Below are 16,412 nucleotides of genomic sequence, written 5' to 3'. Positions count from 1 at the left end.
GAAACCTGCGATCAGCGGTCGAGCTCGTGGAGCACCGCGTGGACTATGGATCGGGCGTCGCGGGAGAATCCGTAGAAGATGCCGGAGCAACGCCGGGTCAGCCAGGGGAATCCCACGTACCAGACGCCGGGCCAGGGAGCTGTGCAGCCGTCATGCTCGAGTCTGCCGGTTGGACCGAGCAGCGGGAGATGGACCCAAGACAGGTCACCGGTGAACCCTGTGCTCCAGATCAGCGTGGTCACGTCGGCTGCGCGTAGATCGAGGGTGGCCGTATCGGGGTCCTGCACCGGACCGCTTGGTCGGCGCTCCGTTGCGGGGTCCGGCGCCACGATGCCCTGTTCCTCGATGTGGTGGTCGACCAAGTTTCTGAGCCTTGCCCAGGCCTCGTCTGCCTGGGCCGCGTACGCCGAAGGGGAACCTTCGAATCCGATCGTCTCGCCATCGGCCGAGATGAAGCGACCGACCAGCCGAACGCCGAGGCCGGACAGGATGCGCAGGTCGAGGCTGCGCCCCCCAGCCAGCAGGGGAATGGTCAGCTCCATGTCTGCCGGGTCGGGCAGGTCGTGCGGGCTCTGATCCCAGAAGCCACAATCGACGAGCCAGACAAGCGACTCACGTCCCCGGTAGAGCCACGGGATGCGACCGACCCGGCTCGTGGACAGATAGACCGTGCGTCCGGCCAGGGAAAGGTCCTCCGCGATCTGGCACCCGGACTGCCCTCCACCCACGACGAGCACGGCTCCATCGGGTAGCTGACTGGCAGATCGATAGTCAGCGGTGTGCAGCTGATGCACCCGGGGCGCAACTCGCTTCGCTTGGGCAGGCACCCGAGGCACGTTGCGCAGACCCGCGGCTAGGACCAGCGTGCGGGCGGTCAGCGTTCCATCCGGCGTGGCGACCAAGAAGCCCTTTGGGATGCTGTCCACCGCCGTCACCGGCGTGTGAGTACGAACCGGGAGAGCCTGCGCCTGCTCGGCCAACAGCTGAACGACCTCGTCCCGCGAGCGTGTCGTACGCAGGTCCGGGCCTGCGTGAAGCCCGTCGTTCATCGAGTCAGGCGTGTTCAGCGTGAAACTGTCCCACCGTTGGCTACGCCAGGTATCGGCCACGTCGTGCCGTTCGAGGACCAGATGCTCAACGCCAACCTCCGCCAGACACCGGCTCACGGCGAGACCCGCCGCGCCGGCCCCGACCACCACGCACTGGGTGTCCACACCCCCAGGATGCCCGGGGTGGCATGCCCGCGCGATGCCTACCTGCCCTCCAACCCACGCGATCGGTTGAACAGTGTTCCGGTCTTCACGGCCCGCTGACCTGTTCGACGTCGGGCAGGTCGGCCCACGTCACGACGGGGTGACGGCGCTGGGGGCGTAGGAGAACGTGAGCTTCGTGGCTACCCGACCGGCCTTGGTCTCGAGCGTGATCGGGACCTTGGTTCCTGGCCCGTTGCCGTTCGGCGCCATGACCTGGATGACTCGGGCCGAGCGCCCCGGCAGCACCGCCGTGTCGAACTTGCCGAAGAGCACAGCCACCACGGTGTCGAGCTGCCGACCACCGATGTCCACCAGAGTGCCAGCTGGGCCGCTGTCCGGCTTGATCTGGTCCGCCGATGGCGTGACGCGCTGAGCCGGAGCCGTCGGGCCGGCCGACGTGGAGCCGGGCAGCGTGGGCTGTGTTGCGGGAGTCGAGGGTCTCGGCCGCGTCGTCGTGGTTCGCGACCTGGCGGCGGTGGAGCTGGGGGGCGCGCTGGGCGACGGCCGGGTCGAGGACGGTGCTGACGGCGTCGTCACCGAGGTGCCAACCACGTGCACCGGACCCGGAGGGTGCAGGGCGCCGCGCAGGAACAGGGCCGCCAGCACGAGGACGACGCCGAGGAGTAGCTCGACGAGCCCAACGCGCAGCCAGCGGGTCCGGAAGCCGTGCTCAGCGGTCTGCGTCCCTCGCCGGGCGGCCTCGTCCAGGGCGCCTCGCGGGTCGCTCACTCGTCGGCCTTCGCGCGCTGCAGCTGCCTCACGACATCGTCTCGGGCTGCCTGGACCTCTTGGGGCGTAGACCCCAGGATCGCTGCCGCACGGCCCATGGAGAGGTACGCGACGTCCGTGAGCACCCACGCTTCGCGTTGAGCGAGCGGAAAGTGATGCACCGGATGGTCGCCCGGGCGCGAGGTCGAGGTCAGGTCGATGGTGCGAGCCCGCCGGACAAGGGCACACAGCAGGAACAGCTCCAGCTCATCGGCCCGTCGTTTGTTGAACCGGTAGCCCGCCTCCAACGACCGCTCGACCGCGCCCGCCCGCTCGGCCGGATCGACGACGAGCAGCTCGGCGCAGTCCACGAGGACTTGTTGAACCTGTCGCGACTGCCGTCCGCGACGGTCCGCGGCGGCCGTCGGGCTCAGCGCGACCTGAGCGAAGGGGAGGCCGGCCGTCACCGCCGTGATGGCCGGCCAAGCCAGGACCAGGAGCGCGATGGTCGCACCGCCGATGATGAGCACCGGGCCGGCGGGCACGACGTGCGGGTCGGACACGACACCGACGACGACCAGGGCGAGCCCCACCGCCGACCCGACAACGGTGACCGGTGTGAGCAGCCGGTCGACGACACGGCCCGGGTCGCACGGGACGTCGCGTGATCTGCTCACGGCGACCGCCCCCGTTCCATGAGGTGCCTTTCGCGAGAGTACGCCGCACCGGGCCTGCGCTACCGGACATCGATGCCCTGGACGGGTGGCACCGGGAGGCGTAGACCGGTGAGCACTCAAGAGAAAGCTGGCGCACCATGACTGAGACCGGCGCACCCGTCTCGCCGTCCCCGCAGTTCCCCGCCCGCCTGCAGGTCGACTACCCGCAGTCCCTCGACCGGGTAACGACCGCCTTCCGGCTGATCCTCGTCATCCCGATCGCCGTCGTCATCGGCGTGCTGACCTCGGGTGCCACCAAGACCGTCTACGACCAGTCCGGCAACGTGGTGGCCACGTCGAGCGGAGGCATCGGCACCGGCCTGTTCCTCGCAACGGTGCTGATGATCCTCTTCCGAAAGCGCTACCCGCGGTGGTGGTTCGACTTCGTCCTGGAGCTCGCACGGTTCGGGGCCAGGGTCGGCGCGTACGTTGTGCTGCTTACCGACACCTACCCCTCCACCGTGGAGGAGCAGAGCGTGCACCTGCAGCTGGACTACCCCGACGTCGAACGCGACCTGAACCGCGGGCTGCCACTGGTGAAGTGGCTGCTCGCGATCCCGCACTTCATCGTCCTGTTCTTCCTGTCCATCGGCGCCTTCTTCGCCGTCGTGATCGCCTGGTTCGCGATCCTGTTCACCGGGCGCTATCCGCAGGGGCTGTTCGACTTCGTGGTCGGCGTCGGACGATGGTGGCTGCGGGTCGAGGCCTACGCCCTGCTCTTGGTCACCGACCGGTACCCACCGTTCTCGCTGACCTGACCGAGGTCCGTCAGGGCACTAGGCAAGGGCCGACGCCGGGTCTACTCTGCGCCTGGATCGCATCCGTGCAAGGCCGGGCTCCCAGGTGGTGGATTGTGCGCTTTCGCAGTTCCTTGACTCGTAGGTCCCGAATCGTCGTCGCCGCCACAGCGGCCTTGGTCACCGCCGCAGCCCTGAGTACGGGCAGCGCGGCCGGCGCAGCACCGAAGCCAGCACCGGTGGCAACCGGCGTGAACGGCGCCGGTCTCTACATCGTGCAGATGGTCGGCGACCCGCTCGCCACTGCAGCAGCGACGAAGCCGGTTCCCGGCCACAAGCTCGACGCGCGCTCCTCCACCGCCAGGGCCTACAAGTCGCAGCTGAAGAGCAAGCAGGACAAGGCACTCAGCCGCGCGAAGGTGACGAGCAGCAAGGTCGTGTACCACTACGACACCGCGCTCAACGGCGTCGCTGTGAACCTGACCGCCCAGCAGGCGACCACACTGGCGAAGGACCCGTCGGTCCTGAACATGTGGAAGAACCAGATCGTGTCGGTGGCCACGCCCCCCACGCCCAAGTTCCTCGGCCTGACCGGCAACGGCGGCGTGTGGAAGCAGCAGTTCGGCTCGGACACCAACGCTGGCAACGGCATCATCATCGGTGACCTCGACACGGGCTACTGGCCCGAGAGCCCGAGCTTCGCAGCGCTGCACGAGCCCCGGTCGGACGACGCGACCATCGCGGCCAAGTGGCAGGGCATCTGCGATCCGCAGGTCACCTGCAACAACAAGGTGATCGGCGCCCGCTGGTACGACAGCGGCGGGCTGGCCTCGGTCAACCCCGGCGAGCACCACTCGCCTCGGGACTACGACGGTCACGGCTCGCACACCGCGAGCACCGCCGCCGGCAACCACATCCAGAACGCCACGATCAACGGCGCGAACGTCGGTGACCTGGCCGGCATGGCGCCCGGCGCACGGCTGGCCGTCTACAAGGTGCTCTACGAGAACGCCATCAACACCTCGGCCCAGGGCAGCGGCGCTGACATCGTTGCGGCGATCGGCGACGCCATCACCGACGGAGTCGACGTCATCAACTACTCGATCGGCGACGACGACGACAACTTCAGCGCGGTCGAGCTCGCCTTCCTGAACGCCGCTGCCGCAGGGGTGTTCGTCTCCGCGGCCGCAGGCAACGCCGGACCTGGACCGGGCACGGTCGACAACGCGATGCCGTGGGAGGCCACGGTGGCCGCCGGGACGTTCGATCAGTCGTACTCGAAGTCCGTGACGCTCGGCGACGGCTCCACCTACACCGGTGTCGGCGTCGGGCCGGCGGTGCCGAGTGCGCCACTGATCGACTCGGTGGACGCGGGCCTGTCCGGAGCGAACGCTGGGCTGGTCGAGCTGTGTTTCTCGGGCACGCTGGACCCAGCGAAGGTCGCCGGCAAGGAGGTGCTCTGCAGGCGCGGCAGCAACGCCCGCACCGACAAGAGCAAGGCGGTCCAGCTCGCCGGCGGAGTGGGGATGATTCTCTACAACGCGACCCCGCTCGAGCTCGACGCCGACTACCACTTCGTGCCGACCGTGCACGTGGACACCGCGGCCGGACTCGCGATCAAGACCTACATCCACGGGACTGCCAGCCCCACCGCCTCCCAGTCGGCTGGCACCGTGGGAACTGCCGAGGCGCCCGTCGTCGCCGCCTTCTCGAGCCGCGGGCCGTCCACCAGCAGTGGTGGCAGCCTGCTCAAGCCGGACGTGATGGCACCTGGTGTCGGCGTGGTCGCCGCCGTGTCGCCGGAGAACCACAGCGGCAACCTGTACGACGCCGAGTCCGGGACCTCGATGGCCACCCCGCACATCGCGGGCATCGCCGCACTGATCATGAGCAAGCACCCGACGTGGTCCCCCATGTGGGTCAAGTCGGCCATCATGACCGGGGCGAAGGTGAAGGACAACGCCGGGAACAGAATCTCGACCGGCAGCGCTGACGCGACCGCCCTCGACATGGGTTCCGGTCAGGTCGTGCCGAAGCATTCGTTCGACACCCAGCTCGTCTTCGACTCCGGCGTCACCGACTGGTTGCGCTACTCCTGCACCATCGGGGTGCACCTGCAGGACAGCAGCGGAGACGTGTGCGACACGGTCGGGTTCCTCGGCTCGCCGTCGGACCTGAACTACCCGTCGATCGCCTTCGGCTCGCTGACCGGATCCCAGCAGGTGACCCGGACGGTGACGAACGTGACCGCCCAACGTCTCGTGTACGACGCCCGGGCCGCCGCACCGGCCGGCTACAAGGTGGCGGTGTCGCCGAACCGGCTGGTCATCCCGGCGCACGGGACTGCGAGCTTCAAGCTCACGCTGACCCGCAAGGACGCTGCGTTCGGCAGCTACGGCTTCGGTCTGCTGCTCCTCGTCGGGCCTGATGGTCGGACCCTGCGCAGCCCGATCGCGGCTCAGGCAGTGCCGCTCGCCGCGCCCGCAGCGGTCACCGGCACCGGCACCAGCGGCAGCCAGGTCGTCCAAGTGAAGGCCGGCTACACCGGCACGCTGACGACGTCCGTTGGGGGCCTGATGGCGCCGGTGGTGGACAGCAACTCCCTAGTGCAGGACGTGTCCGGTTTCGTCCAGGCCGCACCTGCGGTCGGCCCCGGCACGGCGAAGACCACGATCACGGTGCCGTCCGGCACTGCCGTGGGCCGGGTGAGCACCTTCGCCAGTGACTACGCGGCCGGCACCGACGTCGACCTGTTCGCCTACTTCGCGGGCACGTCGAGCGAGGTCGGGCTCAGCGCGGGCGGCACGGCGGACGAGTCGATCGACCTGCCGCCGGGCACGTACGACGTCTACACCGACGTGTTCGCCACCCCGACCGCCCCGGTGACGGTCAACACCTACTCGTGGGCCGTCCCCGGCACCGCGAGCGGGAACCTGACCGCCACCCCGACGAGCCAGTCGGTCACCAACACCGGAGCGGCGAGCGTCACCCTGACATGGACCGGGCTGTCCGCCGGGACGCACTACCTCGGTGTCGTGGGGTACGGCGACGGCACGAACAGCGTCGGCCGGACCGTCGTGTCGGTGAACTCATAGGTCCCACCCGCACCGAACCGCACCGACCGCACCGAACCGCACCGAACCGCACCGAACCGAACCGCACCGGACCGCCCGGCCCTGAAAGCTCAGGGCCGGGCGGTCCGGCGTCCGGTCACCCGACTCGGGTGAGTCGCTCGGGCGTCGTCCGCTGAAGGGTGGGATCTGCCGGTCGGGGGAAGGAGAACCTGCATGGTGGTGCGGCCCGCTCGCCTCAACGCCGTGATCGCCTGGCTGTTCATGGTCGGATCTGCCTGCTTCGTCCTCGGGTCCGTACCTGCCTATGCCAACGCGGTCGGTGGCACCGTGGACGCCGTCACGTACTTCGTCGGCTCGATCTTCTTCACCAGCGCCTCGTTCTGCCAGCTCGTTCAGGCACAGAGCCCGGCGATGACCGGCGTCGAGGCGATGCGACAAAACATCGCCGGGCCGGTGCGGTTCTGGGGATGGTTGCCGCACGACCGCGGCTGGCTGGCCGCGGCCAGCCAGTTCCCCGGCACGTTGTTCTTCAACGTCAGCACGCTGGTCGCCATCGCGCACAACGCGACCGTGCAGCAGAAGGAACAGCACGTCTGGCGCCCGGACTTCTTCGGCTCCACGCTCTTCCTGGTGGCCAGCGGCTTCGCCATCGCCGCGCTCGGGCTGGGCTTCGCCGTCCGGCTCCGCTCGGTCGGCTGGTGGATCGCGTGGGTCAACATGGCGGGCTCGGTGCTGTTCATGTGGTCGGCGCTGGCCAGCTTCGTCCTGCCCAGCACCGGTGACCTGATCGACGTCCGGGCCTCCGTGCTGGGCACGTTGCTCGGCGCGGTCTGCTTCCTGGCCGGCGCAGCCCTGATGCTCCCGGCTTGGCGACAGATCCCACCCACTATGGGGGAAGCGATCTCCGCCGACTGATCAATAGCGTCAGGGGTAACCAAAGGAGTGCACCGATGACCAGCACGCCCCTGCAAAGCGCTGCCGACGTCGCCATGTTCGGCAACCGGTTCCTGACCCGGGAGGTGCCGACCAGCGAGTTCCCGGAGTCCGGCATGTCTGCCGTGGAGGCGATGCGTCTGGTTGGCGAGGACCTGGCCCTGGAGGGTGATCCGGCCCGCAACCTGGCCACGTTCGTGACCACCTGGATGGAGCCGGAGGCGCAGCGGCTCATCGCGATGAACCTGCACCGCAACTTCATCGACCACGCCGAGTACCCGCGCACCGCCGAGATCGAGCAGCGCTGCATCCGGATGCTGGCCGACCTCTTCCACGCGCCGGGTGCGACGACCGGTGCGCGCACCCAGGGGTCGTCGGAGGCCATCATGCTCGGCGGCCTGTCCCTGAAGTGGAACTGGCGCAAACGCCGCAAGGCCGAGGGCGGGTCCACCGAGAGCCCGAACCTGGTGTTCGGCGGGGACGTGCACGTGGTCTGGGAGAAGTTCTGCCGCTACTTCGACGTCGAGCCCCGCATCGTGCCACTGCAGCCGGGCAAGTACACGATCGGGCCCGAGGACGTCGAGCCGCACGTGGACGAGAACACCATCGGCGTCGCCGCAGTCCTGGGCACCACGTTCACCGGGCACAAGGACGACGTCGGCGGCATCAACGACCTGCTGCTGCGCATCAAGAGCGAGCGCGGCCTGGACGTGCCGCTGCACGTGGACGGCGCCAGCGGTGGTTTCGTGTGGCCGTTCCTCTACCCCGACACGGCCTGGGACTTCCGGCTCGAGCAGGTCCGGTCGATCAACGTCTCGGGGCACAAGTTCGGCCTGGTGTACCCGGGCATCGGGTGGCTGATCTTCCGCGGGGAGGCGGACCTGAACCGGGACCTGGTGTTCGAGGAGAACTACCTCGGCAAGACCGACGCAACGTTCACGCTGAACTTCTCGACCGGCTCGGCGATGGTGCTGGCCCAGTACTACAACCTGGTCCGCTACGGACGCGCCGGCTACACGTACATCATGCAGAACATGCAGACGAACGCCGAGCTGCTGGCCGACAAGCTGCAGGCCATGGGCCAGTTCGAGCTGATCGGGCGGGGAGAGGAGCAGCTTCCCCTGGTGGCCTTCAAGCTCGCCCAGCAGCACAGCTACAACGAGTTCGACATCGCCTGGCAGCTGTCGGCCGAACGTGGCTGGATGGTGCCGGCGTACACGCTGCCGCCGGACGCGCAGGACGTGACGATCATGCGCGCGCTGGTCAAGGAGACGATGAGCCGCGAGCACGTGGACACGCTGGCGCGCGACATCGAGGACGCCTGCCGCACGCTGGAGGCCAAGGGCGGCGCACACGCCTCGGAGCGGCAGAAGGTGATGACCGGACCCGGCCACTGACGGGTCGCGCTCAGCGGACGCCCTCGGACAGGTACAGCAGCACCGCCCGGACCCGTGGGTGGTCGCCGTCCTGGGGTGAGACCCCGAGCTTGGCGAAGATCGCGTTGATGTGCTTCTCGACCGCTCGGGGGGTGATCACCAGGTCGGCCGCGATGGCGTGGTTGTTGTGACCGTGGGCCATCTCGGCGAGCACCGCGCGCTCGCGCGGGGTCAGCCGCTCCAGCTCCGACCGGCCGGCCTGGGCCCGGCTGGACACCAGGGCCTGCACCACCTTGGGGTCCACCACCGAGCCTCCGGCCGCCACCGCCCGCACCCCCGAGACCAGCTCGTCGATGTCGGCGACCCGCTCCTTCAGCAAGTAGCCGCGACCCTCCGTCCCCTCGTCCAGCAGCTCCTTGACGTAGGCCGGTTCGACGTACTGGCTGAGCAGCAGGACACCCATCCCGGGATGGTGCTTGCGGCAGTACCTCGCCGCTCGGATTCCCTCGTCGGTATGGGTGGGCGGCATCCGGATGTCGGTCAACACCACATCGGGGTCGTGGTCGTCGATGGCGGTCAGCAACGTGGCGAGATCGGGCACGGCAGCCAGCAGGTGCAGGTCGTCCGTACTGTCCAGCAAGCCACTGATCCCCAGCCGCAGCAGGGTGTTGTCCTCCGCGAGGACCACGCCGATGCTCATCCGCCGGACCCCTCGTCGAGGGCTGGTAGCCAGAGCTCGAGGTCCAGTGCCTGCCAGTCGCGCACCGTCAGGGCACCGCCCGCGGCCTCGACCCGGTCCCGGGCGAGCTGGATCGCCGAATCGGGCACCGCTCGCGGCCCGGCCAGCAACACCCACAGCGTCGCGGTGCGCAGCTCCAGGTCGACGGCCACCGGACCCGCCCCGCTCGGCAGTGCCCCCACGACGGCGAGCAGCGCGAAGTACGCGGCCTCCTCGACACCACGTGGCAGCCTGGGCAGGGCCGGGGCGCCTGAGCTCCACGACACCTCGGGGTGCAGCTCCTGGTACCGCTGTACCGCAGCGACCACTCCGCGCTCGGCGAGGGTCACCTCGTAGACGCTCGAGGCCAGTGCCCGCAAGGAGTCCAACGCCTGCTGGGCGTCCCCGCGCGCCCGCAGGACCGCCTCGCCGTCACCGGTCGCGACGGCCGCCAGCGCCTGCTCCGCCCGCCCGAGCACCTGGACCACCTCACGCTGGACGTCGACGCTGAACCTGGCCCGCTGGTCGGCCGCCGCGGTGAGCAACCGCTGCCGGGAGTCGCGGAGCTGGCGCAGCAGAGCCTGCTCCTGGGCCAGCTGGCGTCGCAGGTCGAAGGTCAGCCCGACGTTGGCCAGGGCCAGACCCGCCGGCCCCGAGAAGCGCTGCAGCTGCGCCCGGTCGACGTCCGCCACCTCGCGGTCGGCCTGCACGCCAAGCTCGCCGACCACGCGACCACCGTGCTCGAGCGACACCGTGACCTCCTCGCCGACGCCGGCCATCTCGGACGGCCAGGTCTGGCGGAAGGCGTCGCCGTCCGCCAGCCGCACGGTCGCCTGGCCGGTGGGGCTGTGCGTGGCTGAGGCGGCCGCCCGGGCCAACTGCGGCAGCACGTCGTCCACGGCGATCGCCCCCGAGATCTCGTCGACGAACCGGGCCAGCACGGCGCTCGGGTCCCCGTCCGCTCCGAACACAAAACGATCGGCACCTCGCTCGGCCAACGGGCGGGTCAGCGGGACGACGACCGCGACCGCTGCCGTCGCCGCGAACCAGCCGGCCGCCCCGACCGGCCCCTGCGCGACCTGCGCCCAGCCGACGAGCACCAGGGCGGCGGCTGACCCGGCGAACGCCCCAGTCAGCAGCGCTGCCACCAGGTTGCGAGCCGCCGGGCCGCGCACCGAGCCGGACGTCACGCCGACTCCCGCAGGGACTCACCGCGGGCGATCGAGACGGGCAGCCGGCAATCCAGCCGGGTGCCACGGCCCGGCCGACTGGTCAGCTCGGCGACCCCGCCGGCCGCGACGACCCGGCGGCCGATTCCCGCCAGGCCAGAGCCTGCCATCGCTCGGTCGCGGACGCCTCGCCCGTCGACGCCTCGCCCGTCGAAGCCTCGCCCGTCGAAGCCGACGCCGTCGTCGCTGACCCCGAAACGCAGCTCGTCCTCGTCCAGCACCACCCGAACGTCGATCCGGGTCGCCCGGGCGTGCTTGCTCGCGTTCTGCAGCGCCTCCACGCACGTGAAGTACACCACGTTGGCGGCCGAGGGCTCGGGCTCCTGCGACAGCCGAACGGCCAGCTCCACCCGGGTGCCCGCGGCCGCCGCGCGGTCGGCCGCCTGCCGCAGCGCAGCTCTCAGACCGCCCTCCACCAGGATCTGCGGCGCCCCACCCCTGGCCAGGGCCGTCACGGTCTGCACGGACGCGGACAGCAGCTGCGCGGCCGGCTCGACGAGCGCAGTGCTCGGTCGGCGGCCGGCCCGGACAGCGGCGGACACGATGGACAGCTGAACGAGGAAGGCGACGAGCTCCTGCTGGGCGCCGTCGTGCAGGTCGCGCTCCAGCCGGCGCCGCTCGGCGTCCTGCGCCACCACGACCGCCCGGCGCGAGACGGCCAGCTCGCGCCGGCGAGTTCGGACAAACTCCACCTGCTCCATCAACGAGTGGGTGAGCATGGCGTTCGCGACGAGCATCCCCGCGTGCCCGGCGAGCTGCCCGACCAACCTGCGCTCGGCGGGGACCAGGTCCACGCCGGGCGGCGTCCGCACCGCCAGCGCGCCGAGCGGCACGCCGTCGTGACGCACCGGCAGCACGACCCACCCGGGCCGCGCCGACCCGACCGCGCGCTCGAGCACGCCGGGGTCGCCCGTACCGCCGTCACCGGCGAGCGGGATCGTCGTCGCGTCCTCGCCCTCCGGCCAGGACGACACCGGGACGAGCTCTCCATCCGTGCGTACCCAGACCGTTGCTGCGCTGGCCCGGCTGCCGGCCACCACGACGGCGGTGAGCTGCACCAGCTGGTCCGCGCCGTCGCCGCGAGCCAGCTGGTCCGCCAACCGGCGCAGCGCCTCTCGTGGCGGCAGCTCCTGGCCGAACACCACCCGGTTCGCCAGCCGCGTGCACGCCCGGCGGACCGGCTCGATCACCACGGCGACGACGGCGACCGCCACTGCGGAGGACCAGCCGATGCCTCCGCTGATCGCGGCACTGAGCGCCAGCACCCCGATGTACAGCACGCAGACGGCACCGGCAACCAAGGAGATCAGCAACGCCCTGCTCAGCACCCGGTCCAGGTCCCACAGGTGCAGGCGCAGGATCGCCACGAACAGCGCGACGGGCACGACGGCGAACAGCGCCGGGAAGAGCGCCTCGATCCTGGTCCCGGCCGTGCCGGCGCCGCCGGCCATGGTGCCGACCAGCCGCTCGACGGCGTTCAGCAGCAACCAGAGCATGGCGGCGACCAGTGCGGGCACCAGCGCGGTTCGCAGCAACCTGGACTGCTGGACACTCTCCATCTGGCCCGTCGTCATCGGCGCCCCAGGAGAGCCGACCGAACGGATCCGGATGGTCTGCGCGGCGATGCCGACGATCGGCACGAGCACCCCGAAGAAGGCCACGAAGAACGGCGGGTGCTGGATGAAGCTGCTGCGCCAGCAGATCCAGGCCACGCCAGCGGTGACCACCAGCCCGGCGGGCAGGGCCAGCCGGCGGGGGACGGCAGCGGGCAGCTCGCCGTCCGGGAACAGGACGACGGCCCACAGGTATGCGACACCGGAGAGCACGTGGAAGACGAAGTGGACGGCGGTCAGGACCGGCGCGCTGGCCAGCAGGTGGAACACCACGTGGCTGGGCTGGTTGAAGGTCGCGGCCGTGCCGATGAACGCGACGGACAGCAACCGCGACTCCAGCTGACGCGGCATCCGGATCGCCAGCAGCAGGCCCAGCGCGAGGTTGAGCGCACTGAACAGGTACGCGATCGCCCAGCTGGCCTGCTCGGCGCCCGTGGGGCGCTCGTCCAGGATCGTGCGAGCCGTGGCGGCCAGACCGGACTGGCCGCCGGCCACGGACGATGCCACCTCACGCAGCGGGCCGACCAGCGAGAGCAGCGGCAGCAGACCGACCGCCAGCCAGAGCAGCAGCCCCACGACGTAGGCCGCGAACGCGACGGCGTAGCAGCCGTCGCGGGTGGAGCGACGCCGCGCTGTCCGGGTGGGCTGCGGGGAGACCACCGGCCCAGTCTGGCGCCTCGTCGGCGTCCGGCGCTCGCCGGACGCCCGCATGCCGATGCCCTGGATGGGGAGTCCAGGACATCGGCTGGGGTGCGGCGGGCGCGGGCGGAGTCAGGAGTGGTGCGCCACCACGGCCGGCTGGTGGTCGGTGAAGGAGGCGCTGGTGCCCTCGAGCCCGAGCCCGGCGATCGCGCCGGCCTCGCTACCCAGCCCGGCGGTGCCGGTCCGGTCGACCAGGCCGGTGGCCGCGGTGAAGCGGCTGGTGCCCCAGTCGTACTCGTTGACGTCCACGGTGTTCAGCAGGGCGCTGTCCAGCGCCACGGTGTTGTCGACCGCGCCGATCCGGTACGTGCCGATCTGGCGCAGCCCGGTGATGTCGAACACGTCGATGGTCTGGCCCGTCGCGTACGTGCCGGCCACCGCGTAGCCGGTGCCGATGAAGGACTGCGGCGCCGCGACGCCGTTGATGACCGGCGGGTTGGTGAACGTGTACTGGTAGTAGTAGTGCTCCATCAGCTGCTGGACGCCGGTGCCGCGGATCGCCACGCTCTGGGCGGGTGTGCCCTCGGCCGTCAGCACCTGCAGCGAGGCCGAGACGGCGCCTGCCGCAGTCGGCGCGAAGCGCACGGTGTAGGTGCAGCTGCCACCTGCCAGCACCTTCGCCGCGGCGCAGGTGTTCGCGCTGAGCGAGACGCTCGCCGGGGCGCTCAGCACCTGCACCGGATGCAGCGCCTTGCTACCGGTGTTCTTGAACACCACCTTCTTCGTCGTAGCCGAGCCGGTGTTGCGGGAGCCGAAGGCGACCGAGTGGGTGGACAGCGAGAACGCCACCACGGCGCTTGAGCTGGCCGGGGCGGCCGGCGCGGCCGAGGCGACGGCCACATCGGCCAGCGGGAGCGCAGCGGCGGCTGCACTGACGACTGCCAGCGCGCCGAGGCGGCGAGCGGTCCGGGACGAGCGACGAGCGGCGGAAGCGTTGCGGGACATGGTGAATCTCCTTGGACTTGTCGAGGTGTTGACCGGCGTTCTTGCCGATGCCTCAACGATCCCGGGATCCGCCATCCGTTCCGAGGGTGCTGGCTGGCCAAGCCGGATGGTGGTGCCAGCACCACCTTCGACCGCTCAGCGAGCGGACGGCGCGAACAGAAGTCGGCCGAGCAGCCCGACCACCAGGACGCCCACCCCGGTCGCGATCGCCGGCCAGGGCAGGCACAGCACCAGCACCACGCAACCGACGACGCCGACCCCGGCGACGACCGGTGGAAGCCGTCGCTCCTGCGCGGTCAGGGTGAGCGCCGACGCGTTGGCGACGCCGTAGTAGAGCAGCACGCCGAACGAAGAGAAGGCGATCACCGTCCGGACGTCGAACGCCAGCACCAGCGCGATGACCACTGCGGCCACCGCGACCTCGGCGTGGTGCGGCACCTGCCAGCGCGAAGACACCGCGGCCAGCGTCCGGGGCAGGTCGCCGTTGCGGGCCATCGCGAGGCCGGTCCGCCCGACGCCGGCGACCAGGGCGAGCAGCGCGCCCAGGCTGGCGACGGCGGCACCGGCCTGGACGACGGGCACCGCCCACTCGGCTCCCGCCACCCGCACTGCGTCGGAGACCGGAGCGGCCGCCTCGGCCAGCCCGGTCGGACCGAGCACGGACAGCAGCACCACCGCGACCGCTGCGTAGATCGCGATGACGATCGCCAGGGCGAGCGTGATCGCGCGTGGGATCGTGCGCGATGGGTCGCGCACCTCCTCCCCCAGCGTGGCGACCCGGGCGTACCCGGCGAACGCGAAGAACAGGAAGCCGGCCGCCTGCAGGACGCCGTGCAGTCCGAACTCGTCCAGCCACGGCGCCCGCAGCCGGTCGCCCTGGGTGTGCCCGGAACCCGCCAGTACGACGAGCGCCACCAGCAGCGCGACCAGGGTGAACGCGACCAGCACGCGGCTGAGCGCGGCAGTCCTGGTGATGCCGCGCAGGTTCACTGCGGCGAGTGCGGCTACGGCCGTGGCCGCAAGCGCGCGCTGCGACCAGCCACCCTCGGGCAGCACGTACCCGGCGAAGGTGAGCGCCATCGCCGCGCAGGATGCGGTCTTGCCGATCACGAAGCACCAGCCGGCGGCGAAACCCCACCACGGGCCGAGCCGCTCGCGTCCGTAGACGTAGGTCCCGCCGGACGTCGGGTAGCGGGCGGCGAGCTGCGCGGAGGACAGCGCGTTGCACCACGCCACCACCGCCGCGACCACCAGACCCACCAGCAGGCCGGCGCCGGCCGCCGAGGCGGCGGGGCCGAAGGCCGCGAAGACGCCCGCGCCGAGCATCGCGCCGAGCCCGACGACCACCGCGTCGCGGGTGCCGAGCCGTCGGGCGAGCGTCGCCCCGGAGGGGTCAGTCATCTGCCAGCAGCCCGGCCACGCCGCGGGCGGCGGCCAGCAGCTCGTCGTCCGTCACGTTGGGCAGCACGTCCTCCCACAGCGGCAGCATCATCCCCTGGGCGTCCAGCATGCCCAGCGGACGCGGGAGGAACCAGACGTGGAAGTGCGCTCCCCCGTCCCCCCACCGGTACAGGTGCACGCGGGCGAAGTCGCCCCAGCCGAGGACGGCGCGTTCTACCTTGGCGGCAACCCGGCCGAAGTCCTCGGCCGCGGCGGGCGAGAGGTCGGCGAACGAGTCCGCATGCTCGCGGCTGGCGAGCCAGACCGTCCCGGGAAGGCTGCACCCCCGCGGCGGGTGCAGCGTCCAGAGCTCGTCGGACCACACGGTGGGGGCGTCGTCCGCGCAGATCCCGCACGGCGGGCCACCGGGCTCGCCTCGACGCGGCGGTTCCGGGACGACGGCTGGCCCGGCGTCGATAACTGTGAGCGGTTCGGCGTACGGGAGTCGCATCGCAATGCCTCCTCGGGTTGCTCGCCAGCCGGTCCGGCGACCTTCCCAAGGCTGCATCGCGGCCGGTGCGCGCCGCCTGATCGCCCTTGCTCAGCTGGCGTTCGCGTCGTCCGCCGTCTCGATGACCGACATGATGTTGCCGGCCGGGTCGCTGAACCAGGCGATGGCCGGGCCTTGTGGCCCCCGGGCGATGCCGTCCTCGTCCTGCCCGAAGCCGTCGTAGCGGGTGAACTGGACGCCGCGGCCGGCCAACGCACGCACCGTCGCGGTGACGTCCGGAACCGGGAAGTTCAGCACCGTGTACGTGGCCGGGGTGAAGTCCGACTTCGGGTAGATCATCACGGAGCCGCCACCAGCCAGCGCCAGCCGGATGAATCCCATCTCGGCGTCCACGCTGACATCGAGCCCGAGCACGTCCGTGTAGAAGGTGCGTGCCCGCTCCACATCGTCCACCGCGAAGCCGCTGAAAGCCTTCGAATCTCCAAGCATGTCCTTTTCCTCCTGATTAGACCCGGGG

14 protein-coding genes are annotated in these 16,412 nt (G+C 70.8%); 4 read left to right on the top strand and 10 right to left on the bottom strand.

Translation table 11 applies throughout. The annotated features are described in order from the left end of the window. Positions 1 to 11: 11 nt before the first annotated feature. The 3 genes from ACPPVT_RS06450 to ACPPVT_RS06440 all read right to left on the bottom strand — a co-directional run bounded on the left by ACPPVT_RS06450 (position 12) and on the right by ACPPVT_RS06440 (position 2,638). Positions 12 to 1,199 (bottom strand): flavin-containing monooxygenase, encoded by a 1,188-nt coding sequence (locus tag ACPPVT_RS06450; protein ID WP_426566192.1) that lies wholly within the window; start codon positions 1,197 to 1,199, stop codon positions 12 to 14. 144 nt (positions 1,200 to 1,343) lie between these two features. Then, entirely contained in the window at positions 1,344 to 1,982 is a 639-nt protein-coding gene (locus ACPPVT_RS06445) for a hypothetical protein (protein WP_426566191.1), read from the bottom strand. Beyond that, on the bottom strand, positions 1,979 to 2,638 hold the full coding sequence (locus tag ACPPVT_RS06440) for a hypothetical protein (RefSeq protein WP_426566190.1): 660 nt from the start codon (positions 2,636 to 2,638) through the stop codon (positions 1,979 to 1,981). Before ACPPVT_RS06440 ends, ACPPVT_RS06445 begins: the two co-directional genes overlap by 4 nt. 137 nt (positions 2,639 to 2,775) lie before the next feature. Here ACPPVT_RS06440 and ACPPVT_RS06435 point away from each other — a divergent pair, with 137 nt between their 5' ends. The 4 genes from ACPPVT_RS06435 (at position 2,776) to ACPPVT_RS06420 (ending at position 8,818) form a co-directional block, all read left to right on the top strand. Further along, positions 2,776 to 3,435: a DUF4389 domain-containing protein gene (locus ACPPVT_RS06435; protein WP_426566189.1), complete on the top strand. Its 660-nt coding sequence runs from the start codon at positions 2,776 to 2,778 to the stop codon at positions 3,433 to 3,435. Positions 3,436 to 3,653: 218 nt separating this feature from the next. Beyond that, the gene (locus tag ACPPVT_RS06430) at positions 3,654 to 6,509 is read left to right on the top strand and encodes a S8 family peptidase (protein WP_426566188.1); all 2,856 of its coding nucleotides are present in this window, start codon (positions 3,654 to 3,656) and stop codon (positions 6,507 to 6,509) included. A 192-nt stretch (positions 6,510 to 6,701) separates the two neighbouring features. Next, positions 6,702 to 7,403: a hypothetical protein gene (locus ACPPVT_RS06425; protein WP_426566187.1), complete on the top strand. Its 702-nt coding sequence runs from the start codon at positions 6,702 to 6,704 to the stop codon at positions 7,401 to 7,403. A gap of 35 nt (positions 7,404 to 7,438) precedes the next feature. After that, positions 7,439 to 8,818 carry a glutamate decarboxylase gene (locus ACPPVT_RS06420; protein ID WP_426566186.1) on the top strand — a complete coding sequence of 460 codons (1,380 nt, stop codon included), beginning with the start codon at positions 7,439 to 7,441 and terminating at the stop codon, positions 8,816 to 8,818. 10 nt (positions 8,819 to 8,828) lie between these two features. Here ACPPVT_RS06420 and ACPPVT_RS06415 read toward each other — a convergent pair whose 3' ends face one another. The 7 genes from ACPPVT_RS06415 to ACPPVT_RS06385 all read right to left on the bottom strand — a co-directional run bounded on the left by ACPPVT_RS06415 (position 8,829) and on the right by ACPPVT_RS06385 (position 16,384). Continuing rightward, entirely contained in the window at positions 8,829 to 9,497 is a 669-nt protein-coding gene (locus ACPPVT_RS06415) for a response regulator transcription factor (protein ID WP_426566185.1), read from the bottom strand. Then, the gene (locus ACPPVT_RS06410; protein WP_426566184.1) at positions 9,494 to 10,705 is read right to left on the bottom strand and encodes a hypothetical protein; all 1,212 of its coding nucleotides are present in this window, start codon (positions 10,703 to 10,705) and stop codon (positions 9,494 to 9,496) included. Before ACPPVT_RS06410 ends, ACPPVT_RS06415 begins: the two co-directional genes overlap by 4 nt. After that, positions 10,702 to 13,017, bottom strand: coding sequence for a sensor histidine kinase (locus ACPPVT_RS06405; RefSeq protein ID WP_426566183.1), 2,316 nt, complete (start codon positions 13,015 to 13,017; stop codon positions 10,702 to 10,704). The genes ACPPVT_RS06410 and ACPPVT_RS06405 overlap by 4 nt, the downstream gene beginning before the upstream one ends. A 111-nt stretch (positions 13,018 to 13,128) precedes the next feature. After that, entirely contained in the window at positions 13,129 to 14,004 is an 876-nt protein-coding gene (locus ACPPVT_RS06400; protein WP_426566182.1) for a choice-of-anchor D domain-containing protein, read from the bottom strand. Positions 14,005 to 14,139: 135 nt separating this feature from the next. Further along, positions 14,140 to 15,405: an APC family permease gene (locus tag ACPPVT_RS06395; protein WP_426566181.1), complete on the bottom strand. Its 1,266-nt coding sequence runs from the start codon at positions 15,403 to 15,405 to the stop codon at positions 14,140 to 14,142. Continuing rightward, the gene (locus ACPPVT_RS06390) at positions 15,398 to 15,895 is read right to left on the bottom strand and encodes an HIT family protein (protein ID WP_426566180.1); all 498 of its coding nucleotides are present in this window, start codon (positions 15,893 to 15,895) and stop codon (positions 15,398 to 15,400) included. The genes ACPPVT_RS06395 and ACPPVT_RS06390 overlap by 8 nt, the downstream gene beginning before the upstream one ends. Before the next feature lie 90 nt (positions 15,896 to 15,985). Further along, entirely contained in the window at positions 15,986 to 16,384 is a 399-nt protein-coding gene (locus ACPPVT_RS06385) for a VOC family protein (RefSeq protein ID WP_426566179.1), read from the bottom strand. Positions 16,385 to 16,412 lie beyond the last annotated feature (28 nt).

The organism is Angustibacter sp. McL0619 (assembly GCF_049994355.1).
In the GTDB taxonomy this organism is placed as follows: Bacteria; Actinomycetota; Actinomycetes; order Actinomycetales; family Angustibacteraceae; genus Angustibacter.
Note: the sequence above shows the minus strand (reverse complement) of the source record. Positions and strands in the feature narration are given on the sequence as shown.